Origin of the sequence: Neptunicella plasticusilytica, from assembly GCF_047922965.1 — a bacterium.
GTDB classification, from domain to species: domain Bacteria; phylum Pseudomonadota; class Gammaproteobacteria; order Enterobacterales; family Alteromonadaceae; genus Neptunicella; species Neptunicella plasticusilytica.
Genome location: NZ_CP150481.1, coordinates 4,158,685 through 4,182,915, shown reverse-complemented (window position 1 = coordinate 4,182,915; position 24,231 = coordinate 4,158,685). Strand labels below are relative to the sequence as shown.

The 24,231-nt window shown below is 45.4% G+C and carries 24 protein-coding genes; 8 read left to right on the top strand and 16 right to left on the bottom strand.

Features of this window, described 5'->3' with window-relative positions:
• Positions 1-3: 3 nt before the first annotated feature.
• Entirely contained in the window at positions 4-333 is a 330-nt protein-coding gene (locus V1467_RS18890) for a hypothetical protein (RefSeq protein WP_416306534.1), read from the top strand.
• 56 nt (positions 334-389) lie between these two features.
• Here the strand turns inward: V1467_RS18890 and hemE are convergent, their stop codons facing one another.
• Positions 390-1,454, bottom strand: coding sequence for a uroporphyrinogen decarboxylase (gene hemE, locus V1467_RS18885; protein WP_416306533.1), 1,065 nt, complete (start codon positions 1,452-1,454; stop codon positions 390-392).
• 464 nt (positions 1,455-1,918) lie between these two features.
• Complete coding sequence (gene nudC / locus V1467_RS18880) at positions 1,919-2,719, bottom strand: NAD(+) diphosphatase (RefSeq protein ID WP_416306532.1); 801 nt, start codon at positions 2,717-2,719, stop codon at positions 1,919-1,921.
• A gap of 150 nt (positions 2,720-2,869) precedes the next feature.
• Between nudC and rsd the strand changes: the two genes are divergently transcribed.
• Positions 2,870-3,313, top strand: coding sequence for a sigma D regulator (gene rsd / locus V1467_RS18875; RefSeq protein ID WP_416306531.1), 444 nt, complete (start codon positions 2,870-2,872; stop codon positions 3,311-3,313).
• 75 nt (positions 3,314-3,388) lie between these two features.
• Here the strand turns inward: rsd and rho are convergent, their stop codons facing one another.
• A complete protein-coding gene (gene rho, locus V1467_RS18870; protein ID WP_416306530.1) occupies positions 3,389-4,654 on the bottom strand; it encodes a transcription termination factor Rho in 1,266 nt (421 codons plus the stop codon).
• Positions 4,655-4,883: 229 nt separating this feature from the next.
• Entirely contained in the window at positions 4,884-5,210 is a 327-nt protein-coding gene (trxA, locus tag V1467_RS18865) for a thioredoxin TrxA (RefSeq protein WP_416306529.1), read from the bottom strand.
• A 105-nt stretch (positions 5,211-5,315) separates the two neighbouring features.
• On the opposite strand from trxA, the gene rhlB reads away from it, so the two are divergent.
• Both rhlB and V1467_RS18855 read left to right on the top strand, forming a co-directional pair.
• Positions 5,316-6,578, top strand: a complete 1,263-nt coding sequence (gene rhlB / locus V1467_RS18860; protein ID WP_416306528.1) for an ATP-dependent RNA helicase RhlB — start codon at positions 5,316-5,318, stop codon at positions 6,576-6,578.
• Positions 6,578-8,089 carry a guanosine-5'-triphosphate,3'-diphosphate pyrophosphatase gene (locus tag V1467_RS18855; RefSeq protein WP_416306527.1) on the top strand — a complete coding sequence of 504 codons (1,512 nt, stop codon included), beginning with the start codon at positions 6,578-6,580 and terminating at the stop codon, positions 8,087-8,089. Before rhlB ends, V1467_RS18855 begins: the two co-directional genes overlap by 1 nt.
• Here the strand turns inward: V1467_RS18855 and V1467_RS18850 are convergent.
• The 8 genes from V1467_RS18850 to tatA all read right to left on the bottom strand — a co-directional run bounded on the left by V1467_RS18850 (position 8,086) and on the right by tatA (position 16,281).
• Entirely contained in the window at positions 8,086-9,945 is a 1,860-nt protein-coding gene (locus tag V1467_RS18850; RefSeq protein WP_416306526.1) for a putative bifunctional diguanylate cyclase/phosphodiesterase, read from the bottom strand. The genes V1467_RS18855 and V1467_RS18850 overlap by 4 nt on opposite strands.
• Before the next feature lie 29 nt (positions 9,946-9,974).
• Complete coding sequence (locus tag V1467_RS18845; RefSeq protein ID WP_416306525.1) at positions 9,975-11,114, bottom strand: FIST signal transduction protein; 1,140 nt, start codon at positions 11,112-11,114, stop codon at positions 9,975-9,977.
• A gap of 136 nt (positions 11,115-11,250) precedes the next feature.
• Positions 11,251-12,255, bottom strand: a complete 1,005-nt coding sequence (gene hemB, locus V1467_RS18840) for a porphobilinogen synthase (RefSeq protein WP_416306524.1) — start codon at positions 12,253-12,255, stop codon at positions 11,251-11,253.
• An 8-nt stretch (positions 12,256-12,263) separates the two neighbouring features.
• On the bottom strand, positions 12,264-14,174 hold the full coding sequence (locus V1467_RS18835) for a diguanylate cyclase (RefSeq protein ID WP_416306523.1): 1,911 nt from the start codon (positions 14,172-14,174) through the stop codon (positions 12,264-12,266).
• 12 nt (positions 14,175-14,186) lie between these two features.
• The gene (locus V1467_RS18830) at positions 14,187-14,972 is read right to left on the bottom strand and encodes a TatD family hydrolase (RefSeq protein WP_416306522.1); all 786 of its coding nucleotides are present in this window, start codon (positions 14,970-14,972) and stop codon (positions 14,187-14,189) included.
• A 24-nt stretch (positions 14,973-14,996) separates the two neighbouring features.
• The gene (gene tatC, locus V1467_RS18825) at positions 14,997-15,737 is read right to left on the bottom strand and encodes a twin-arginine translocase subunit TatC (RefSeq protein ID WP_416306521.1); all 741 of its coding nucleotides are present in this window, start codon (positions 15,735-15,737) and stop codon (positions 14,997-14,999) included.
• Positions 15,712-16,038, bottom strand: a complete 327-nt coding sequence (tatB, locus tag V1467_RS18820) for a Sec-independent protein translocase protein TatB (RefSeq protein WP_416306520.1) — start codon at positions 16,036-16,038, stop codon at positions 15,712-15,714. Before tatB ends, tatC begins: the two co-directional genes overlap by 26 nt.
• 3 nt (positions 16,039-16,041) lie before the next feature.
• Positions 16,042-16,281, bottom strand: coding sequence for a twin-arginine translocase TatA/TatE family subunit (tatA, locus tag V1467_RS18815; protein ID WP_416306519.1), 240 nt, complete (start codon positions 16,279-16,281; stop codon positions 16,042-16,044).
• A 152-nt stretch (positions 16,282-16,433) separates the two neighbouring features.
• Here tatA and V1467_RS18810 point away from each other — a divergent pair, with 152 nt between their 5' ends.
• Positions 16,434-17,366, top strand: a complete 933-nt coding sequence (locus V1467_RS18810) for a hypothetical protein (RefSeq protein WP_416306518.1) — start codon at positions 16,434-16,436, stop codon at positions 17,364-17,366.
• Between the two features lie 15 nt (positions 17,367-17,381).
• On the opposite strand, the gene ubiB is transcribed toward V1467_RS18810, so the two are convergent.
• The 3 genes from ubiB to ubiE are packed head-to-tail and all read right to left on the bottom strand — an operon-like array spanning position 17,382 to position 20,383.
• Positions 17,382-19,010, bottom strand: coding sequence for a ubiquinone biosynthesis regulatory protein kinase UbiB (ubiB, locus tag V1467_RS18805; RefSeq protein ID WP_416306517.1), 1,629 nt, complete (start codon positions 19,008-19,010; stop codon positions 17,382-17,384).
• Positions 19,011-19,013: 3 nt separating this feature from the next.
• Entirely contained in the window at positions 19,014-19,625 is a 612-nt protein-coding gene (locus tag V1467_RS18800) for a ubiquinone biosynthesis accessory factor UbiJ (protein ID WP_416306516.1), read from the bottom strand.
• A complete protein-coding gene (gene ubiE / locus V1467_RS18795) occupies positions 19,625-20,383 on the bottom strand; it encodes a bifunctional demethylmenaquinone methyltransferase/2-methoxy-6-polyprenyl-1,4-benzoquinol methylase UbiE (RefSeq protein ID WP_416306515.1) in 759 nt (252 codons plus the stop codon). Before ubiE ends, V1467_RS18800 begins: the two co-directional genes overlap by 1 nt.
• A 251-nt stretch (positions 20,384-20,634) precedes the next feature.
• Between ubiE and V1467_RS18790 the strand changes: the two genes are divergently transcribed.
• From V1467_RS18790 to V1467_RS18780, 3 genes are all read left to right on the top strand, one after another.
• Entirely contained in the window at positions 20,635-21,318 is a 684-nt protein-coding gene (locus V1467_RS18790) for a hypothetical protein (protein WP_416306514.1), read from the top strand.
• 188 nt (positions 21,319-21,506) lie between these two features.
• A complete protein-coding gene (locus tag V1467_RS18785; protein ID WP_416306513.1) occupies positions 21,507-22,661 on the top strand; it encodes an energy transducer TonB in 1,155 nt (384 codons plus the stop codon).
• A gap of 258 nt (positions 22,662-22,919) precedes the next feature.
• Positions 22,920-23,402 carry an Sbal_3080 family lipoprotein gene (locus V1467_RS18780; protein ID WP_416306512.1) on the top strand — a complete coding sequence of 161 codons (483 nt, stop codon included), beginning with the start codon at positions 22,920-22,922 and terminating at the stop codon, positions 23,400-23,402.
• Between the two features lie 23 nt (positions 23,403-23,425).
• Here V1467_RS18780 and V1467_RS18775 read toward each other — a convergent pair whose 3' ends face one another.
• The gene (locus tag V1467_RS18775; RefSeq protein WP_416306511.1) at positions 23,426-24,142 is read right to left on the bottom strand and encodes a 4'-phosphopantetheinyl transferase family protein; all 717 of its coding nucleotides are present in this window, start codon (positions 24,140-24,142) and stop codon (positions 23,426-23,428) included.
• Between the last annotated feature and the right edge of the window lie 89 nt (positions 24,143-24,231).

Sequence of the window (24,231 nt, the reverse complement as noted above, 5' to 3'; positions counted from 1 at the left end):
GATATGAAAACTAACCAAGAAGAGTATGAAATGCGCAGTACAGTGTTGAAGTCACTATTTTTAATCCTGGTATTCTTAAGCCCCTTGTTTAATCTGGCCTTTGCTGATGAGCTGGATGATTTTATTACCCCACAAATGCAGCAACGTGAGATCCCTGGCCTGCAACTGGCGGTAGTGCGACACAATAAAATTATCAGAACCGGCAGTTACGGACTGGCAAGTATCGAAACTGCCATTGCGGGTTACCAAAAGGTGTTGGAATTACAACCTGACAACCACAACGCGATAAAGCAGCTGGACAAGCTTAAGCAAATCCAGTCTGAAAAAATCTGAATCCGAAAACTAAAGAACGGTCTAAAAAGACCGTTTTTACTTTTATTAGTTAGCGATTACGGATGATAAGACTTACTGAATTTATGCACTGCATCAATAAACACTTTGGCATTTTCCGGTGGTACATCCAAATGAATGCCATGGCCTAAATTAAATACATGGCCGCTGCCGTTGCCAAAACCTTGTAGTATGGTTTGCACTTCCTGCTCAATACGTTCGGCCGGTGCGTATAACATCGAAGGATCCATATTGCCCTGCAGTGCTACTTTATCGCCTACACGTGTTTTGGCATCTTCAATATTAATGGTCCAGTCCAGACCAACCGCATCACAACCGGTGGCTGCGATGGCTTCCAGCCACATTCCACCATTTTTAGTGAACAGGGTTACGGGTACTTTGCGACCTTCAGCTTCGCGGGTTAAACCATCAACAATTTTATGCATATATTGCAAAGAGAATTCTTTGTATGCCGCAGGGGATAACACCCCACCCCATGTATCAAATACCATCACCGATTGTGCGCCTGCTGCAATTTGCGCATTCAGGTAAGCAATAACCGAATCTGCCAGTTTATCCAGCAATAGATGCAAGGTTTGTGGCTCACCAAAGGCCATTTTCTTGATTTTGGTAAAGGCTTTGCTGCTGCCACCTTCGACCATGTAGGTGGCTAAGGTCCACGGACTGCCGGAAAAACCAATTAAGGGTACTTGTCCCTGTAAGTTTTTACGGATGGTCGACACGGCATTCATCACATATTGCAGTTCAACATTGGGATCAAAGTCAGGGATTTTGTCGATATCTGCTTTGCAACTGATTGGACGTTCAAATTTAGGGCCTTCACCGGCTTCAAAATACAACCCTAAACCCATGGCATCGGGGATGGTCAGAATATCGGAAAACAAAATCGCGGCATCCAGTTCAAAGCGTCGCAAAGGCTGCAAGGTCACTTCGCAGGCCAATTCAGCATTTTTACACAGCGACATAAAATCCCCGGCCTGACTGCGAACTTCGCGGTATTCGGGTAAATAACGCCCTGCCTGACGCATCATCCATACGGGAGTCATATCAACAGGTTGTTTTAACAGGGCTTTTAAATAGCGATCATTCTTAAGTTCAGACAAGGTCACTGCTCCGGGAGGCTGAAAACGGGCGCTATTGTACACATTTTTATGGGGTGATGTGAGTAGACACTGTCACTAATAGGATAAATTAACTGACATAAAACTTGCCTTTGCGAAATAAACTCTGGTATAACTTATTCGCGCTAGTGAAATACTAACAAAAAGAAGCTCGTACACGAGACCTCCACGCTAAAATATTCAAGCCTTATCTTCGGATAAGGCTTTTTTATTTTTAGTTTGTTATTTATCCCCGACTGTTGGTGGGATGCGAGTTACATCAATTCTTACGTAAAATGCGCAGAGGAAAAGCAGATGCCACTCACCCTTCGACTGCTGCGCGCTCAGAGCGAATGGCGTAAATTTCCTTTCCCTGTGAACTCTGCAACCCGGCGGTTAATATGCTTTTCTTTGCGTGACCATGGTTTTAGCTCGTTTTCGCCAGATTCTTCAGCGTTCTATTTACGCTATTGATCGATGGTAGCCTGAATTAGCTGGCCGGCAATAGAAAAGGTCGGCGGTATCAGCGGCAAACTATCAAATGCGAACCAGTCGGCTCTGATAATTTCATGGCCATCGACTTTAATTTCACCACTTTTATACTCGGCCAGATAACCCATCATCAAGGAATGCGGGAATGGCCAGGGTTGACTGTTAAAGTAACGCAGGTTTTTAATTTCGATACCGACTTCTTCCATCACTTCACGATGGACTGCCTGCTCCAGACTTTCGCCACTTTCAACAAAACCGGCCAGGGTCGAATACATATTATTTTTATGATGACGTCCCTGTGCCAGTAAAATTTTGTCTTGATGGCGAATGGCCACGATAATGCATGGGGATATTCTCGGATAGCAACGGTGCTGGCAGGTGGGGCACTGGACAGCCAGCTCCCAGTCAATTTTCTGGGTTGTACTGCCGCATTGACCACAATAACGGTGAGTGCGTAAAAACAGGGCAACTTGCCAGGCACGTGCCGCAATCTGGAACAGTTCCTGATCGGAGCGCACCAGTAAGTCACGTAACGTATTAAACTCCCCCGCTTGTTGCTCAGCCACTTCGGAGCCGATATCAATCATATAACAGGGCAACTGCTGGTATTCGCCAACCTGAATAACCTGATCAAAATACTCACCCAGAAAATCCATTTCAGCATGAGTGTTTTTCGGCAAGCCAGGATGAGTGTCCAACTGCAGTAACTGGTTGCCGGAAAACACCAGCCACCAGGCTTGTTGTTTGATATGTAGCTGTACATTTTGATTAATCATATTTACTGCTTATCTTTAAAACCAAATTCAGGTAGATTTAATGACAGGGATAATGCGGTAATGGTTTTGCTTGGGACCCATTTTGATATACTGTGGCTTGCATTGCCAAGAATTTCTGAAATCCTGTGACATGGTTAAGGAGAGAATTTAATGTTAACTGGTATTGAACAGGCCAAGCAAAAGTGGGGTGGAGCCCATAATGCCATTGATAACTGGCTGGCAGAACGTCAAATGCTGCTGGTGATGTATTGCGAGTTGGCGGGTTTACCTCCTTATCAACGGGAATCGCAGGCATTACCGGACAAAGACAAAATCCGTGAATTTTGTGAGTTACTAATGGATTATTTGTCTGCCGGACATTTTGAAGTTTATGATCAGCTTTCCAATGGCGATTCTCTGTCGGCCAGGCTATATCCCAAAATCTCCACCACCACAGATGAAGCGCTGAAATTTAACGATTGCTATGCCGAAACGAACTCGGATACCGATATGTCCGATTTTGATCGGGCTTTGTCAAAGTTGGGACAACAGCTTGAAGAGCGTTTTGAACTGGAAGATGAATTGATCAACACCCTGCATAGCGAACATCTTTAGATAAATATTCTTTAATATTCATGCAGATAGCAAAAAGGCACTTTTCAGTGCCTTTTTAGTTTATCTTGACGCTAATCAGCTTTTTTGCCGACGCATGGCGGTAAAGAATTCGTCATTGGTTTTGGTCATGGATAACTTGTCGATCAAGAATTCCATCGCATCAATTTCTGACATTTCATGCACAATTTTGCGCAAGATCCACATTTTCTGTAGCTCGTCCTGCGAGGTCAGCAATTCTTCACGACGGGTACCGGAACGGTTAAAATCAATCGCAGGGAACACGCGTTTTTCAGCAATTTTGCGGTTCAGGTGCAATTCCATATTACCGGTACCTTTAAATTCCTCGTAGATAACTTCATCCATTTTGGAGCCGGTATCCACCAGTGCAGTAGCGATAATAGTTAAGCTGCCGCCCTCTTCCACATTACGTGCCGCACCAAAGAAACGTTTGGGTTTGTGTAATGCGTTGGCATCCACACCACCGGTCAGTACTTTACCGGACGACGGGATTACCGTGTTGTAGGCGCGCGCCAGACGGGTGATAGAATCCAGTAATATCACCACATCTTTTTTGTGCTCAACTAAACGTTTGGCCTTGGCAATAACCATTTCGGCGACTTGGACGTGACGGCTGGCAGGTTCATCAAAAGTTGATGCGACCACTTCACCTTGTACCATACGTTGCATTTCGGTAACTTCTTCCGGGCGCTCATCAATCAGCAATACAATTAACTGACATTCCGGATGGTTAGCGGCAATCGAGGTGGCGATATTTTGCAGTAAAATAGTTTTACCGGCTTTGGGCGGCGCTACGATCAAACCACGTTGGCCACGGCCAATCGGTGAAGCTAAATCCAGTACACGGGCAGTAATATCTTCGGTACTACCATTACCCCGTTCCATCACCAGGCGCTCGTTGGCATGCAATGGGGTAAGGTTTTCAAACAGGATTTTATTACGGGAATTTTCGGGACGATCAAAATTGACTTCGCTGATTTTCAACAGGGCGAAATAACGCTCGCTGTCTTTCGGCGGTCGGATCTTGCCCGAAATCGTATCACCAGTGCGCAAGTTAAAGCGTCTTATCTGACTGGGGGAGACATATATATCATCCGGTCCTGCCAGATAAGAGGAATCTGCTGAGCGTAGAAAGCCGAAACCATCCTGCAGAATCTCCAGCACTCCATTTCCAAAAATATCTTCACCGCTTTTAGCGTGTGCTTTCAAAATTGAAAAGATAATGTCTTGCTTGCGCGCACGGGCCATATTTTCCAGGCCCATTTCATTGGCTAAATCAACGAGTTCGTTGATAGTTTTATTTTTAAGTTCCGTTAGATTCATAGGTGGGTTTTTCTACTTGAAATGTTGCTCTTAATTGCAAAGTTGAATGAATAAAATTAATGATACGTTTTTCGTAAATCGCTGATTTGGACGCGAATATTTGGTAAGTGTCCCGAACTGGACAGAGTAAAGTTAGCACCAAAAATACAGAAGGTCTAGAAGTAGAGACGTAATTTTCTTGTTTAAATGATAAAAAATGGCACAAAAGTGCCATTTTTTATTAATTTATTTAAATATTCTCGTTCAAAAACTCGGTCAACTGGGTTTTTGACAAAGCTCCAACCTTGGTTGCCGCAACGTTACCGTCCTTAAATAACAGTAAAGTCGGGATCCCGCGGATACCATATTTAGGCGCAGTTTCGTTATTTTGGTCGACATTCAGTTTACCAACTGTTAACTTGCCATCAAATTCTTCCGCAACTTCATTTAGAATTGGCGCAATCATCTTACAAGGTCCGCACCATTCTGCCCAGAAGTCTACTAAAACAGGGCCTGCCGCGTTGATTACATCGGCTTCAAAGCTATCGTCAGATAGTTGGATAATTTTGTCGCTCATTCTTTTCTCCGGTATACAAAAACTCGTGATAAATTATCACGTCTTTACAACTGGCTATTTATATAGAAACTGTTTTTTAATGCAAGCACTGATAAGCTATAAGCTATGCAAACTACACATTTAACTGAAACACACTTTTCCGAAATGGCGATCCACCCTGATGTTTTGAGTGGACTCCAGGAAGCCAATTTCGAGCATTGTACACCGATACAGGCATTGAGTATTCCCCATTTGCTGGACGGGCACGATATTGCCGGTCAGGCGCAAACCGGAACGGGTAAAACCATTGCGTTTTTGGTGGCGACTTTTCATTACCTGTTAACCCATCAAGAACAACGCAGCGGGCAACCCCGGGCGATTATTATGGCGCCAACCCGTGAACTGGCTATCCAGATCCATAAAGATGCCAAATTGCTCAGCAAGCATACCGGTTTAAGTCTGGGACTGATTTATGGTGGGGAAGGCTACCAGAGTCAGCGTGAGCAGCTTGAAGCGGGGGTCGATATCGTTATCGGCACGACCGGACGTATTCTCGATTACTACAAGCAGAATATTTTCTCACTGGAGCATATTCAGGTACTGGTGCTGGATGAAGCCGATCGTATGCTGGATTTGGGCTTTATCAAAGATATTCGTTACCTACTTAGACGCATGCCCAAGCCGGCGGAGCGTTTGAGCATGCTATTTTCTGCGACCTTGTCATTCCGGGTACAGGAACTCGCCTATGAACATATGAATAATCCTGTGCATGTTCAGGTCGAAGCCGAGAAAATGACCGGAAGCCGGATTCAGGAAGAGCTTTTTTATCCGTCCAACGAAGACAAGATGTTACTGCTGTTAACCTTGCTGGAAAACGAGTGGCCAGATAAGGCCATCGTCTTTGCCAATACCAAGCATAGCTGCGAAAATGTTGCGGCCTGGTTGGAAGCGGATCAACATCGGGTTGGTTTATTAAGTGGTGATGTACCACAAAAGAAACGTTTACAGATTCTGGAGCGTTTTACCCGCGGTGAACTGGATATTCTGGTGGCCACCGATGTCGCGGCGCGCGGATTGCATATTGATAAAGTCACTCATGTATTTAATTACGACTTACCTGATGATGCCGAAGATTATGTGCACCGTATTGGCCGTACCGGCCGGGCGGGTGAAAGTGGCCACGCTATCAGTTTTGCCTGTGAAAAATATGCACTTAACTTGCCAGCCATTGAAGATTATATTCGTCATTCTATTCCGGTATCAGATTACCGGTCTGATGCGCTGCTGGATGATGTGACGCCACCGAAAATCCAGCATCGTAAACGGATGCAAAGTGGCAAGCCATACAACAAACGACCGTCGTCCGGGAAAAAATATAATAAGCGATAATGGCCAGGGATTTACCTAACAGCAAATATCAACAGGAGCAGCTATACGCTGCTATCGATCTTGGCTCTAACAGCTTCCATATGGTGATAGTCAAAGTCTTCGCCGGATCGGTGCAGATTATTGGCAAGGTAAAACAAAAAATCCGTCTGGCGGCCGGTCTGGATGACGATTCTAATCTGGATCAGGCCAGTCTCGAACGTGGCTGGGAATGTCTACGCGCCTTTGCCGAACGCATCGAAGATATCCCCCCTGAAAACCTCAAAGTAGTTGCCACCGCCACTCTCAGGCTGGCAAATAACGCCGAGGAATTCCTGCGTGAAGGTGAAGCTATTCTGAAACATCCGATTGAAGTGATTTCAGGAGAAGAGGAAGCCCGGCAAATCTATTTAGGTGTTGCTTATACCTCAGCCAATATTGGCCAGACACTGGTGATTGATATTGGCGGGGCCAGTACCGAGCTGGTGGTAGGAGAGGGTTTTGAACCGTTGCAACTGGCCAGTTTGAACATGGGCTGTGTGACATTTCTGGAGCGCTACTTTAGCGACGGTTTTTTATCTGCCGACAATTTCCAGCAGGCAATTAATGCCGCCAAGCAACAGATTCAGACCGTTGCCGAAATGTTTATCCCTTACGATTGGCAGCAGTGTATGGGGGCATCAGGTACACCGCAGGCGATAGTCGAAATATTGGTTACTCAGGGAATTAACGACAGTATCCGCTTAGCTTACTTGCATGATTTGATGCAACAGTGCATAGCGTGTTATGAACATCAGAAACTGGATATTCCCGGACTCGAAGAATCCCGCAAGCAACCTTTCCCGAGTGGTTTGGCGATCCTGATCGCATTGTTTGAAGCTTTGGATATCGAAGACATGCAAATCTCCGGCGGGGCACTTAGAGAAGGGCTTATTTACGGAATGCTGGAAGATATGCGTGAGGACAATTTGCGTCAGCATGGCATATTCCAGGTGGCTCAGCATTTTCATATCGACACAGCTCAGGCGGTGCGGGTTGCGGCAGCGGCAGATGATTTGTTCGAGCAACTGCCAACTACGTTATGGGGTGATAATTTTGATGCCGAAGGGATACTGCTAGGTGCGGCGATGCTGCATGAAATTGGTTTGCATATCGACTATAAAAACAGCCACCAGCACGGTGCCTACATCCTTAAACATCTGGAGCTACAAGGCTATACCCGCTTGCAGAGGGATTGTATTCGCGACCTGGTGAATAATTTCCGGCAAAATATCGAGCTGAATGTACTCAAAGGTTATCAGACCTATCTGAAAATGAATCTGGCCATCCTGACCCGAGTATTAAGAATTGCGGTCATTTTGTGTATTCGCCGTAACGCCCAACCTTTACCGCATATTGTGGTGGAATTTGAGTCAGATATCCTGAAACTGACCTTTCCTGATGGCTGGTTAAAAGCGCATCCGCTGATTGATGCCGAGTTAGCCAATGAAAAATGGCAGCAATATCGGGTCGGCTGGATGCTTGAGGTTATCTAGTCCTGTTTTTGGATAATTTGCAATAATGCGTCGGCTGGCATGGGGCGATAAAAATAATAACCTTGAAACGCGCTAATTTGTCTGTTTTTGAGGTAACCCACTTCTGCGGCTGACTCTACCCCCTCGATAATACAGCCCAACTTGAAATGGTTGGCGATATCAATAATGGCGTTAACCACCACTTGATTGGACTGGCGGGTATCCAGGTCGCGGATAAAACTTTTATCTATCTTAATCGCGCTCAAAGGCATTTTGTGCAGGTAGGAGAGCGATGAATAGCCGCTGCCAAAATCATCCAGCATAAATTGAAAGCCGGCATCCACCAGTTGGCGCATTTTATCAATTGCAGTCTCGACGTTGCCGATCGCGATGCCTTCGGTTATTTCCAGTCTCAGTCTGGTCAAGTCAATCTGGTAACGCTCTACAACAGCTTTGAGTTGCTCAACAAAATGCTGATGACGAAACTGTTTGGGACTGATATTGACACTGATATAACTCATAGGTTTTGACAAGTGCAAACCTTGCAGTTGTTCAATAAATCGGCATGCTTCAGTCATGAGCCAGCTACTGATGTCGATAATTTGTCCCGATTCTTCGGCTATAGGAATAAATTCCGCCGGACTCACCATGCCCAGACTGGGACTATTCCAGCGCAGCAATGCTTCGGCGGCCAGTAGTTGCCCCTGTCTGTCAACTATGGGTTGATAATGCAGCTCGAACTGATTTTCCTGCAAGGCAAAATGCAGTTGTTTTTCGATATTGGCCCGTTTGATTGCATCCGACTGCATTTTGTTTTCAAAAAAACGGAATCCGTTACGCGTATTGTGTTTGGTCCGGTACATGGCGATATCGGCATTTTTTATGATGATATCGCTTGCTTCATTGACACTGAGTTGGTTGATTTGTGGATTAGGAAATATACAAATACCGATGCTAAATGTCATGTACAGGGTGTTTTCACTCAGACCAATGGGCTGATTGACCAGCATTGTCAACTTCTCGGCAATACGGTGGGCTTGTGAAATAGCGTTGGACTCGTCCTTTGACAGATTGGGTGTGAGTAGAATAAATTCATCCCCTCCAACCCGCGCCAAGGTGTCTCCCTCGCGCACACAGCGTTTGAGCAGATCAGTCAGTTTAATCAATAACTCGTCGCCGACGGCATGTCCCATGGTGTCATTGATTATCTTGAATCTATCCAGGTCGATAAAGAACAATGCGCCAAAATAGTCGTGTCGTCTGGCCGAGGCCAGCGCCTTGTTCAAATTGGAGTTGAGTAATTTTCGGTTGGGTAAGTCGGTTAAGGCATCGGTATAAATTTGTCTTACAATAGTTTTTTCGGCTTGTTTGCGCGCCTCAACTTCAATTAATAAATTGTGATGCTCCATACATGCCAAGCAGCTGGTTGCCAGCCTTGTAAATAAAGGCGGCAACGCGCTTAATATCGCCTGTTCAATTGGTGAATGGATGCGTTCGAGAACAATCCAGCCTACCTCTGGGATAGCAAACTTGTAGAACAGTTTGTTACCCTGCCGTAACGCCTGCGGAACTGCGTTTGGCGGGAGTGGAACAGCGCTGTCTAGCTGCTCCATCAAAAAGTGCTTTTGCTGGTTATCATTTTCACCTTGTTTGGGAAAACACCGATAATGTTCCATGTTGCTATTATGGGCGTTACTGGTTGCTGATGTTGTTTCGCGCTGTGAATAAAACAGATGGATTGCGCTAAGGCTGAGTCTGCGCTGAGCTGCGGTTAGAAAATGAGCCAGCATATTGTCGAGGTGTAAATCTTTCCCGATAGACATAGCCAGTTCATGCTGGATTGAGACAATCTGTAAAGTTTGGCTGATTTGATCCATGTGAACTCAGTCCTTTAGCCTATCGTCAATTAGTTCGACGGTGCTATTTGGTAGCTTAAGGCAGTGACCGCCGTTTTATTATGGAAATTGATAACTCCCGTGTTACTTGAGGCAATTTCGCCCAGTACCAGTGCCCCAATTAAATGACTATTATTTGTGATTCTAGCGTTAATGGCAGAAAGTTCGTGTTGATATTGTCCAGTTAAAAATAACTTGCGGCTGATACAGTCAAATAAGATAGCGTCGCCAAAAATCCGAGGTTGAGGCTGAACATTCAAGGCGAGTCGGACTGCATCGGATGCTGCTGATATTAAAGTATCCGGCTCGCCATGCAGAATATACAGCATGGTATTCTCGGGAATATTGCCCACGCAAACCAGGCTTTGTCCTTCGACTGCAATGGGATCGCGTACCAGCATGTCATCATCAAGCCGTTCAAGGCCAAATGGGTAGGTTTTGGCAATATCAAAAAACGGACTGCTGTCAAAGTTCAGTTCGGTATGTTGGCTTACTGCGTCCTGATAGACACTTAATGCACTTTGGAAATTGAGGCTATCAATGCGATTGCCTTGCGTGTGGGTAGCGAGAAATGGCCCTGCCAACTTTTGCCAGCCATGCCCGATGGCCAGTTCGATATGTTGTTCTAATGCCACAAGCAACATGGCATCGGCAAATATCCCTTGATTGCAGATAATACAGGGTTTTTGTTCGAAGCTTAACGAACCGGCACCGCCACCTATGACATCGACTTGACGGCCAACCCGGTGGAACAACTGCTGGATCATATAATCGATATTATCCGCCAAGCCGTCTACCAGCACCATCATTGACGGACAATCGAGATCGATAGCCGGTGAAAAGTCTTGCTGTAGGGCGTTATTCAGATTGGGATGAAAACTGATGTGGGCAGCAACTGATAAGGCGACGACCAAAAAACCTTGTTCATAGACTTTGTCATCATACAAAATGCCCGGAAATACGCCGCCAAAGATAGGTAAGTCGAATTCGGTTAAGCAGTTATTCAGGAAAGCAAGATCATTGCCCGGATCATCGCAACATAAAACCAGCAGGGATTTTGCGCCGTTATTGCTGGCGTTACGTAATAATTCCAGCACGCTGCTTTGTTGCACCGTGGCGCAGTATTGAACGGAATTGATCAACGATTGCATAACTGCCATCCCCAACAAACAGGATGCATCCCCCTGCCTAGTTTTGTTTTATCGATTCACCTAAAAATACACCTATTTTATTGAATGCATAGATTTTTTTCCGATTTATGCAGATTGGGTTGCTATTTCAATGTCATTATTTTTGACCCAGAATCGTGGCAGCCTGCTTGGCAAAATAGGTTAATATGCCATCGGCACCGGCGCGTTTGAAGGCCAATAAGGATTCCATAATAATCGCGTTTTCATCCAGCCAACCATTGGCGAAAGCCGCTTTGTGCATGGCATATTCACCGCTGACCTGATAGGCAAAGGTCGGTACCGAAAATTGCTGTTTACAACGTTGCACAATATCCAGATAAGGCATGCCCGGTTTTACCATGACCATATCGGCCCCTTCCTGAAGATCCAGCTCAATTTCACGTAGCGCTTCATTGCCATTGGCAGGATCCATTTGATAACTTTTTTTATTCCCGCCTTTAATATTGTTGGCCGATCCGACGGCATCCCGGAACGGACCGTAGTAGCTGGAGGCATATTTGGCAGAGTAAGCCATAATGGCTGTATTTAAGTGTCCGTGCTTTTCCAGCGCCAGGCGGATCTGGCCAATTCGTCCGTCCATCATATCCGAAGGAGCAACAACATCGGCACCTGCTTCGGCATGGGATAAGGCTTGTTTTACCAATACTTGGATAGTTTCATCATTCAGGACATATCCCTGTTCATCGATTAAACCATCCTGACCGTGAGAGGTAAAAGGATCCAGTGCCACATCGGTGATCACTGCGATATCGGGTACAGATTGTTTCAACGCCCGAACGGTTTTTTGTGCCAGTCCTTCCGGGTTGAAAGCTTCGCTGGCACATTCACTTTTGAGTGCCTGAGGTGTGACTGGAAATAAGGCAATGGCTGGGATACCGAGCTCTACCAGTTGTTGTGCTTCTTTAATCAGCAAATCTATCGACATGCGTTCAATGCCCGGCATGGACGGAATGGCTTCGGTACGGTTTTTTCCTTCAACTACAAACATCGGGTAAATCAGATCTGCCGGGGACAGCGTCGACTCAGCTACCAGTTTGCGCAGTGGTTCAGAGATTCTTAGGCGGCGCATTCTGGTTAAGGGATAATGAGGATTGAGCGGCATAGCGGTTCCTAGTTTTCAATAGTTTCGGTGACGGATAAAGGAATGAAAACAATCCGGTCACGACCTTCATTTTTGGCCTGATAGAGAGCCTTGTCAGCGCTTTCCAGCAGATTGAAATCATTTTGTTCTAACTGGATCACACTCGTCGCAATGCCGCTACTGATGGTAAGTTTGATGTCTCCAGCGGCTGTGGAAACCGGCGTTTTGCGGAAAGTTTCAGTTAGTTGTTCGAGTAACGAGATGGCACCTGACTGGTCGGTGTTAGGTAATAAAATGGCGAACTCTTCACCACCATAACGGCATACATCATCGCTGGGGCGTTTGACAATAGCTGCAATGGTTTGGGCCACAAAGCGGATACATTCATCGCCAACCATATGCCCATACTGATCATTTACCTGTTTAAAATGATCGATATCTACCATTGCAATGGATAATTCAGTCTGTTCGCGTCGGCTCCGGCGTACTTCGGCAATATACTTTCTATCAAAATAACGCCGATTACGAATACCGGTAAGCGCATCGATAGTATTAATTTCTTCCAGTTCGCGATTTTTATCAGACAGCTCCCGTAGCGCTATTTCCAGCTCCAGTGTCCGCTCGCCAACGCTATACTCCAGTTCTTCACGAGCTTGTAATTGTACTGCATTGACTTTTTCTTGTGTCAGGCGTAACTCCCGTTCACTGGCCAGTGCCTGATTATGAGCATCCATAAATTGTTGTCGTTGCTGGCCGTAGTCCAGAGCCAGTACCAACGCGAACAAAGTTGTTTCAATCGTGGCGCCGACCATCAACAAATAGTCGGCGCGGACCGACAGGCTAATATAATCCAGTGTATCCAGACTGGCCAGCAGCGCACTGGCCAATAGCGGGATCCAGGCCAGGGTATAGATTCTGGCTAACCGTACCCGTTTGATACACAGCCACAGACAGGCGATGCTAAGCAGTAAAATGCACAGACTAAGTGCGACCAGGAATACTTTGACAAATAGGCTGTAGGGAATAAAAAGTGCGGCCAAAGAGGATAGAGCGAAACTGGCAGCCAGATAGCGCAGCAACCTATGGATGGTCCTGGAGTGCTGCCCGATATCCAGCAACCGGTAAGTGAAAACAACAGCGAATAAACAGGTGGCATTGGCCAGAACAGCGATGCTTTTGCTCTGTAGCCAAACGCTATCTGGCCATAGGTATTTAAAAGTCAGGCCTTGCAACGTTGCCAGGGTGAGCCCCAGACATAGGGTAAAAGCGCTGTAAATCAGAAAGTTGACTGAGCCTGTAGTGGCGAAAAAGAAAAAATTACTTAGCGCCAGCGCGGCGATAAAGCCAAAAAACAGACCTGTCATCAGGTTATGTTCGCCACTGAAGAGCATATATGACGCTTCATCCCAGATGTTGAGTGGCAGTTTCATCGCACCACTGGTTTGGGCATGAACAATAACCCTCACAGGTTGATTTGTTTCGGGCAGGGGCACCAAAAATCGCTCATTAAGAATGTTACGCTGATTAAAGGGTAGCGCATCGCCTAAGTGGTATTCGGCCAGCAAGTCGGATTCGGTATAAAACCACAGGTCGAGGTGATCAAGCAGTGGATACTCTGACTCCAGCAACCATTTTTTTGCTTGATCCAAATGATTGACTGAAAAACTAAACCAGAATGACGCAGTGGTCATGCCAAATGACAGTTGCTCACTTGGTACTGGCTGCCAGGCAGAATCCGCCAACATTTGAATATCTTCAATGCGATATTGATTATCGTCGTCCTGCAAATAGAACACCCCCTGATTTATCCTTTGCTGTGGGGCAGTAATCCTGTCGAGCAAACTGACGCGATAGATACAAAAAAGGCTCAGGAAAAAAGTCAGTAGGACTAACCAGCTACGCAAACTTTTCAAGTGTTCATTGAGATGAATCGGCAACATTGTCCTGTCAAACTACAGGTTTATAGCAAAAAGAGTATGAGCATTAGCATAAGATAGTTCGACTACGCTGGCGAGGGGTTGTTGGCTGATTTCGGCGAAATAACGCGCAATTTCAGGTAAATAGCAGGGTTCATTGGTTGATACTTTAGGTTTAAGCGTTTTGGGAGCAAGATAAGGTGCATCGGTTTCCAGCAATAAACGCTCAAGGGGTAAGTGTTTAACAGCTGCTTGCAGGTCCTTGCCGCGCTTGTCATCGCATAACCAACCGGTAATGCCGATATACAGATCCAGCTGCAGGTATTGCTCCATTTGTGCGCGATTGCCGGTAAAGCAATGTGCCACTCCGCCGACTAGCTGTGAACGGTATTTCTTGATCAAATTGATCTGTTGCTCAAAGGCGTCACGTTCATGCAGAAAAACCGGTAATTTTAACTCGCAAGCGAGTTCAAGCTGTGCTTCAAATACGCTAAGTTGGACGTCTCTGGGCGAAAAATTGCGGTTGAAATCCAGCCCGCATTCACCAATAGCTTTGACCTGAGAGCATTCGGCTAATGTTTTTAGCTGTTGAATAAAGTCGTTGTCAGCGTCAATGGCATAATGGGGATGGATTCCCGCCGTGGCAAATAATTCGCCTGGATACCGCTGGGCTATTTGAACTGCTGTCTGGCTTTGGGTGATATCGGTGCCGGTGATTAAACCGCCGCTGACCCCCACCTGACGGGCTCTGATCAGGACATCGTCAAGTTGGTCAGCCAAGCGTGGACTGGTAAGGTTAACGCCGATATCAAATAATGGCATAACAATAACCGGATAAATTTTTCACTATTCGCTTTCTGGCTGCTGTTCTTCGCCTGCCCGAGTGTAGATACCACCAATGAGCACACCCACTTCAAACAGGATCCACATGGGGATAGCCAATAATGTTTGCGAAATCACATCAGGCGGAGTGAGTAACATACCAATCACAAATACACCCACTATCACATAGGGACGTTTTTCTCGCAGCGCAGCGGGTGTGGTAATACCCGTCCAGCACATCAGAATAATGGCAATAGGAATTTCAAACGATACACCAAAGGCAAAAAACAGTTTCAGCACCAGATCCAGATAACTGGTGATATCTGTCGCGACCGTTACCCCTTGTGGTGCCATGCCGGTAAAAAAAGCAAAGGCAATCGGGAAAACCACGAAATAGGCGAAGGCGATACCTAAATAAAACAACAGCGTGCTGGAGAGCAATAGCGGTGCAACCAGACGTTTTTCGTTGCGATACAGTCCCGGCGCAATAAAACCCCATATTTGATACAACACAAAAGGGATAGCAATAAAAAAAGACAGTACCAGGGTGAGCTTAAACGGTGCAAAAAACGGCGCAGTGAGATCGGTGGCGATCATCTGGGTATCGGCAGGTAAAACATCAAGCAAGGGTTTAGCTAACCAGTGGTATAAATCATTGGCAAAGTAAACCAGACACAAGAATACGCCAAGCACACTCACCAGCGCTTTGAGTAATCGACTGCGCAGTTCGACTAAATGTTCAAGAAGGCTTTGTGCTGCTGCCATCGTCTGCTTTTTCGTAAGGGTGCTGTACTGATTTGGCAGAATCGGTCAGTTCTTTGACGCTTTTTTCCAATTCCGGTGTCAGGTTTTTCATGTTCATTTGTTCGGCTTTTTTTAGATCAGCATGCAATTCATGAATGCGCAGTTGCTCACTCATTTCCTGTTTAAATCCATGTACCATTGATTTGGCGCTACGCAGTGTTTTGCTGGCGGAGCGTATTGCCCCGGGCAAACGTTCAGGACCCAACACCAGCAGGGCGACCACGCCAATTAACAATAATTCCCAAAAGCCGATATCAAACATGGATCAGACCTTGTCCTTTTGATCCTGTGTTTGCGTGCTTTTATCGGCGTCGGTGGTGCTGGCGACTTTTTTTTGCTCGTTAAAGTCTTCGTCTTTATCTTTGTCGTCATCGCTCACCGCTTTTTTGAAGCCCTTGACAGCCGAGCCGAGATCGGAACCTAGAGTACGGAATTTCTTAGTGCCGAACAGCAATACAACGATCACTAATATAATGGCCAACTGCCATATACTGATACCTGCCATAATATTCTCCTGTTAATGCATGATGATGTGCATTATACGTAGGTAATTGAAAAGGTCACTGGATTTGATCCCAAGTTGATTATTTACCATTATCAAATAGGCAGTTAAAGATGTAACGTGCTTATTCAAATGTGATTAAGGATAAAACGGATTTGGCATTAAGATTCATTTTTATTGGTTGCTGTCTGTTCTGGACCGGTTGGGCCAGTTCACAACAGGAACCCGAGAAGGGAAGCCAGGCATGGCTGGATGCATTGCATGCCGAAGTGTCCGAATCGGTTAATTCAACAGCGAGCTGGTTTGACAGTTTTTTTATGGATGACAGTTTTTATCTTAATGAAAAAGCCGGTGGAGAGGCGCGTATTATGTTTGGCTGGGAGCCGCGCAGTACCGAACTGAATGAATTTGATACCCGTTTTAGGGTGCGGGTCAATTTACCTAATGCCAAACATCAGACTGATCTGGTGTTTTCCGACTATGATGATGACGAGCAAAACGTCCCCATTCGGGCGGCCCGCAATGAAGCTGTAGCCGATAAGAATCGCTTTAACCTGTCATTACGCTGGACCTCCAAGCATGATAAAAAACGTGATGTATCGCATCGCATTGGCATTGGTCGCAAGCTACAACCCTTTGTTAAAAGTCAGTATCGGCGTATTTTTGAGCTTTCTCCAACCAGTAATATTAATTGGGAAACGTCCGCCTATTTTTATAGCCGTGACGGTTTTGGTGCCCATTTAATGCTGCAATATGAAACCAACTTGTCGCAGAATATGTTGTTCCGCTTTGACAATCATTATTACTATCGTGATCGTGAAAACGACTGGGTATGGCAACATGGCATGTATAACTATTTGCAAATGGATGAAAAAAACGCACTGGTTTACGGCTTGTATATTGAAGGCAACAGCCAGCCGAGTTACCGGCCGGAAGAATATTTACTCAGCATGCGTTGGCGAAAAAATGCCCTGCGAGAATGGCTATTTTTTGAAATTGAACCTTTTCTGATTTGGCGACGGGAAGAGCAGTTTAATACTTCCGTTGGTATCGCCTTGAGAGTGGAAGGCTATTTTGGTCATCGTTAAACATCCTGAGGCTGCCTAACTATGATATCGCCAGCCTTGTAGCCAGCAGCCAAGGCCGATCACAACCAAAACAGCAGATCCCCACCAGCTAATATGATTTAGCGGCAATAAACAGGCCACCAACATAAAAGTGCTACCAATTAGGCCGAGATAGCGGGCTTTATTGGCTTTTTGTTGCTGCTCCAGTTGCAACAATTGTTGTTGGCGTTGCTGTTCGGGTAACTGTTTGAGCTGTTTAAAAGTATCATGTACCAAGTCGGGCATATCCGGCAGCTTTTCGGTCCAGTAGGGCAAATTATCGGCCATCTTTTTGAACATCGCCTTGATCCCTATTTGCTCTTTCATCCAGTTCTCCAAAAAAGGTTTGGCGGTTTGCCACAAATCAAGTTGAGGATATAACTGTCGACCCAGTCCTTCAATATATAGCAAGGTCTTTTGCAGCAGTACCAACTGGGGTTGCACGGCCATATTAAAACGTCGTGCGGTATTAAACAGTTGCAACAACACAATCCCAAAACTGATTTCAGCCAGTGGTTTTTGGAATATCGGATCACACACCGAGCGCACTGCCGCTTCAAATTCAGCAATATTGGTATCGGCGGGAACCCAGCCAGAATCTACGTGTAAAGTGGCCACTTTAAGGTAATCGCGATTAAAGAACGCCACAAAATTTTCGGCCAGATAGCGTTTGTCTTCGCTATTCAAGGTGCCGACGATGCCAAAATCGATACCTATATATTGCGGATCTTGCGGGTTGTCGCGCGACACAAAAATATTACCCGGGTGCATATCAGCATGAAAAAAACTGTCGCGAAATACCTGGGTGAAAAATACTTCCACACCGCGTTCGGCCAATAATTTCATATTGGTGTTCTGGGCATGAAGCTCATCAATATTGGCCACCGGAATACCGTAGATGCGTTCCATAACAAGTACATTCTTGCGACACAGATCCTGATAAATTAACGGGATATACAGCGCATTGGAATGCTGGAAGTTACGTCTTAGCTGAACGCCGTTGGCGGCTTCTGACAGTAGATTCAGTTCATCAATAATGGTGCGTTCATATTCATTGACCACTTCAACCGGGCGCAAACGTTTGCCGTCAGGCAGCCATTTTTTAACAATTAAGGCTAAGGTGCGTAGTAATTCAATATCGGCTTCAATGGTGTCTTTGATATTGGGGCGGATCACCTTGATGATGACTTCGCTATTATCAGCTTTAAGTTTGGCGGTGTGCACTTGTGCGATGGAGGCCGAGGCTAGCGGGGTGACATTAAATTCACTGAACAACTCATCCATTGAATTGATCTGCAATGCCTGTTGAATAATCTGTTGGGCCAAATGACCATCAAAAGGATCGACTTTATCCTGTAGCAAGGTTAATTCATCGGCAATATCGGCAGGTAACAAATCACGGCGGGTCGATAACATCTGGCCGAATTTGATAAAAATCGGCCCGAGTGACTGCAACGCCAGACGCAGGCGTTCACCTCGTGTTTTGTCCGGACAACGGTTGCGAAGCCAGAATATGCTGTGACGCGCCAGACGAGCATACCAGGGTAGCCATTTGGCCGGGATCAGTTCGTCCAGGCCATATTGCAACAACGTTGTATTGATCTTGTATAAGCGGAATGCACGCACTGTTTAACGCTGCCGTTTTTGTTGAAACAAGCTTAACCGCGCTTCAAACCGCGCCACGTCGGCGCGCAACTGATTGACGCCCTGATAGAATGCTTCAACGGCTACAGGGTGCGGTGCCAGGGCTTTTTCTTCAATCGCCGCGTCGCGTAGTGTTGACTCAAAACGTAATGCAGTATCTTTGATGGCTGCTCCCGCCCGTTTGCCAGTACGCATAGTTTGATGGGCAAACACATCGCCGGTGTAAACGGATAATTGTTCTTCCCAGTCGATATCCAAATCCTTGATCAATACACTAAAACTTTGTGCGACGTGAATGTCGCCAAGCAATTCAAGTTCCCTGTTCTGGATCAACTGGGTTAGCTGGCTGCTATCTTGTAATTTGTTCAAAGTGCCAACTGATAATTTTAAAGTGCAGTCAACGTCGGCGGCAGAGTTAGCTTGTATCTCTATGTGATTGTTGAACACCAATGTCAGCGGCCAGGGTAATTCACGCAAATCCACTTTGAGCTGCTTACCCGTAAGAGGTCGCAACCGCTCAGCACTCTGTTCATCCATTGACAGCAGTTTATTTATTGCTGATTCAAGCACGGCAGTGACGAGTTGCGCTACGGGCATTAAAATTTGTACCCGCGATGCAAGGCGACAATACCACCGGTTAGATTATGATAAGTGGTCTGCTCAAATCCGGCTTGTTCCATCATGTTCTTCAGTGTTTCCTGATCCGGATGCATGCGGATCGATTCCGCCAAATATTGATAACTGTTGGCGTCATTAGCTACCAGTTGACCTATTTTGGGTAATAAATGGAATGAATAGGCATCGTAGGCTTTGTTTAACAGATCATTCTCCGGCTTGGAAAATTCCAGCACTAATAATCGTCCGCCAGGTTTTAACACCCGGTACATTGATGCCAGAGCTTTGTCTTTATCGGTGACATTGCGCAGACCAAAAGCAATAGTGATGATATCGAAAGTATTATCCGGGAAAGGCAGCTCTTCGGCATTGGCCTGTACGTACTCCACGTTGCCAATAATACCTTTATCACGCAGTTTATCTCGGCCGACTTTGAGCATGGCGTCGTTAATATCCGCCAGAATGACTTGTCCATTAGCGCCAACGATGCGCGAAAATTTGGCGGTTAAATCTCCGGTCCCTCCCGCCAGATCAAGAACTTTGTGTCCGGCCCTTGCGCCACTGCAATCAATCGTAAAGCGTTTCCATAAACGATGAATGCCCATCGACATTAAATCATTCATCACGTCGTATTTAGCCGCCACAGAATGGAAGACATCGGCAACCATCGATGCTTTCTGCGACTTATCAACATTTTTAAACCCGAAATGGGTTTGCCCGGATGTATTGGATTCGCGCATGAATATTTCCTAATGAGATAACCGCTCTAGTGTAACGGATCTGACTGAAATAAATAACAATGATCGGCCATCGCCTGCGGGTTTATTAAAAATTCATAAAATAAAGCTTTAATCTTGAGGAAAAATTGATTAAAAATGCAGCAGTCCTCTAGTGAAATCCATTACCTAGATGCCGGATTGCATTCAGCTGTCGGGGGACCTATCAATCAACGACTGCTGTATCCAATTAATGAATTTATGGGACGATATTCATGACATCTATAACGACCACTCATCGTTGCGCAAAGCACACGCAACCCTATGCTTTTGTTAAAATTATTTTTATAGGTATTTTAATCTGCCTGTCAAGCTTCAACTCAATCGCCGACGAGTTTGATGACGATGAAGATGATGTTATCAAGGTTCATCTAAAGAAAATTCGGGACGCGGAGGGCAATTACCTGATAAACGCGACCAAAGCGGCTGCACGCTCTATCTCCAAAGGTGGCGAGTTCAAAGTCGGCAAATATAGTAAAAATAAATACAAAAGTGGGCCTATCGTCGGGGTTAGTCCTCCGATATTCAATTTCACTCCGTATAAAGACGGCATGAGTGCTTCGGATATGGCTAATGTTGGACTGGAGACATTAGCCAGCCTTGGCGACTTATTTGGAAGCAGCGAAAAAGCGGACAAATTGCGAGAAACCAACGCCAAGTTGCAGGATCCTGATGGATTTCTGGAAAAGATGTCAGATGATCAGGAGTTACTGGTGTCAATGACCAGTGAAGTGGAACTCTATGACGAACAGCGTGATATCGAGGTTTTTCGGGCAATCAAGTTTGAAAAAGTGTTTCCCAATAAAATAGAGTTCGCCAAACAAAAAGAACAAATGATCGAAGACGAAGTGGTTTCGGCGGTTAAGCTCGCTCTAATTGAGTATATGGACGAACTATAACAACGAGTACAGGATGTTTTATTATGACAAGTTTCGTTTTGCGAAATGCTTTGTGCTGCCTGTTGCTACTCGTGCATCAGTCAAGTGGCGCGACAAATAGCTGCACCTCGCCTCAACCGGACAGTTTTGAGCAAGTTTTTCAATGCATTAGCACACAGGGAAGCCGGAGCCTAGCGAACGCTGGGCAGATGAACTGCCCACAAATCAAACAACAATATCTGGGGTTGCTGCGCGCTGGCGGCGCCAGCAGCGAACGGGTTGATAACCTGCCAAGTTGCAGTATTTTTGCCCAGATTGCCATGGAAGTTTCCGGTCTCGAACCGTTTTGGCAATCCTGTTTGCATTATGATGGCAGCAAACAGCATATAGCCGACTGCGTTGGAGCGATGTTGAACCGATCACCGGCGAAAAATCCGTCTTTGTTAGCAAGCTGTCCATTGTTGACCATGCTATACGAAACAGGCCTGTTAGCGGTAAGTGAAGATCCACGCAAGTTAGTATTGCCGGAAACTTATACAAAACCGGACTGCGATTTTATGTTGCAGGCGATTGAGTCAATTGGCATAGAAACAAAAGGCTCCGAATGTTCCGGCTTTACGCCAGATGATATTCCAGCTCATATCAAGCAATGTTTGCTATCAGATGAAAAGTTCAGGATCAATATTGATAAACTCGATTGCAACAGCTTACGTAATTACTACCAGGCACGTTTACAGTTAGCCTACGGAAAAATGCCTGACGGTTATACGATGCAACGCTGTTCGGTGCTGAATCAAGTGCTGGATCAACTAAAGCAATACTATGCGGCGCAAACAGAAACCGCAGACTCAGGGACGGACCCAAAAACTGCCGGAATGTCTGACTCATTCTCACCTGCGCCAGGCAAAGACAGAGCGCTATTACCAACAAACAACGCACAGAATAGCACTAACGCCCCACCATCCACTCGCGAAGAACTACGCATGCGCCGCCAACAAGCGCAACAGAAAGCCCACAATAGCTCCCCCATCGAGACGCAACAGCTAAGCACAGAAGCTAACAACCATTCTGCTATTGCCAATGTTACGGCGAGCAAACCACAACTGATTACCAGGCAAGAACCTCGTTATCCTATGCGAGCCCAGAGCAAAGGAATTAAAGGTTGGGTCAAACTGGGCTTTACAGTTAACAGTAAAGGTAGCGTTGAAGACATTAAAGTCCTTGATGCACAACCAAAAGGTGTATTTGAACGCGCGGCCCAGCGAGCGCTAATGGGCTGGCAGTATCAACCTGCGATGGTTAACGGGGAGACAATAAAGACAGCAGGACTGGAAGAAACCATAATATTTAATACTGACAAATAGGATCCTGTTTCGGTTAGTAGCACCACATACCTGTCCAGTAGGCCTCACGACAAGAATTGAACATGATCGAGTGCGGATAGAATGTCAGCTATCTGGAGCGAATGGGAGGTCTTATCCGTTCACCATAGATATCGGGAAGGAAGATATGGCACTTAAAGTATTTTTATAAGGTATTGACAATAAAAGAAAAATTTGGTGAAAATTGCCGTTGTAGCATTGTGTAAATGGATGCAATGCGGTTACCTCTAAGGAAAGTTAATGAATACCTATAATTATAACTTCAAGCTTTTTTTCGTTGTTATTGCGCTTCTTGGTTTAGGTGGTTGTGCAGCCCGCCAAGAAATTACTCAGCTCACGGATTACGTCCCACAAAAGGTTTGCATAGCTAAAAATGATGCAGTTCGTGAAGGTGTTATTAAGGCACTTGAAAAAGGTTTTGCCAAACATAACGTGGATACCATGGTTGTTAATGCAACTTATGTTGAGAAACATGGTGCGTTAACCCCTAGTATTAGCGATGATCAATCAAAGAATTGTGAAACATTGGTTTTTTATACTGCTAACTGGCACTGGGATCTGGCAATGTACATGCGCTTTGCCAATGTTTGGTTAATGGATGAAAGCATGCAGGCCAAACTCGCACAGGCCACTTATACAGCGGGTGCCGGGCTAGACAAATTTATCGATGCTGAAGAAAAGATAATTGAACTGGTGGATGAAATGTTCAAGCAGAAAACCTGAGCAACAGACATTATTGGTGATTATCAGGGGGAATTCGCTAACACGAATTCCCCTTTTTTATTTGTTGTCCATCTAAATATTGCCTTGTTGTGATGAATGTCGGGACGCAGAGCTAGAGCAATCGATATTTTTTTATGCAACGGAATAATCTCGATGTAGCAATGCTGTTCAATCTCGTTCACGGGTATTGTCAGTACTTCAAATATGCTTAAATTTTTTAATTTGGCGTAGGCTTCCTTGATTGTCCAAAGGTCGAAAAAAGAGTGCTGGTTTTGTTGCAGTAATTGCTGATCTGCGGGCGCGAAGGATTTTTGCATAGTGGCGATGCTGACAGCTGATTTACTGTGATACTGAATATCGATTGCACCTGTGCCTTTGGGCACATCTAAAACGGCAATCCAATTTTTGCTATGCGACAAGCTCAATTTTTTTACAACATTGTTTTTTGCGAATAGGCAGACTGCATGTTGTTCTGGGAGATATTTAAGCTGATACTGATTCCAGCATGCTGACTCGGATAAATATAGTGCTTTGACAAATGTCCGGCTGACTAGATATTGCATTTTGGCATTTTTTGTTTTTTTGTTTGCCAGAACACGTTTTTCTAATTCGTGAAGGTGGCGCGAATCAAAATCCTGTTCAGATTTCATTTCTAAAATATGAACTGAGATAGGTTGTTGATTTTCGCTACAACCTGCTGGTGCAAAATGCTGATAATGGTTGCTATAATCCGCCGTCATTTTTCGTGTTCAGCTACAAGATGTGGATTGAATAACCAACAAATTTAACAGACTGTGTGATGAAAAGGGCAATAATAGGCAAATTTTAG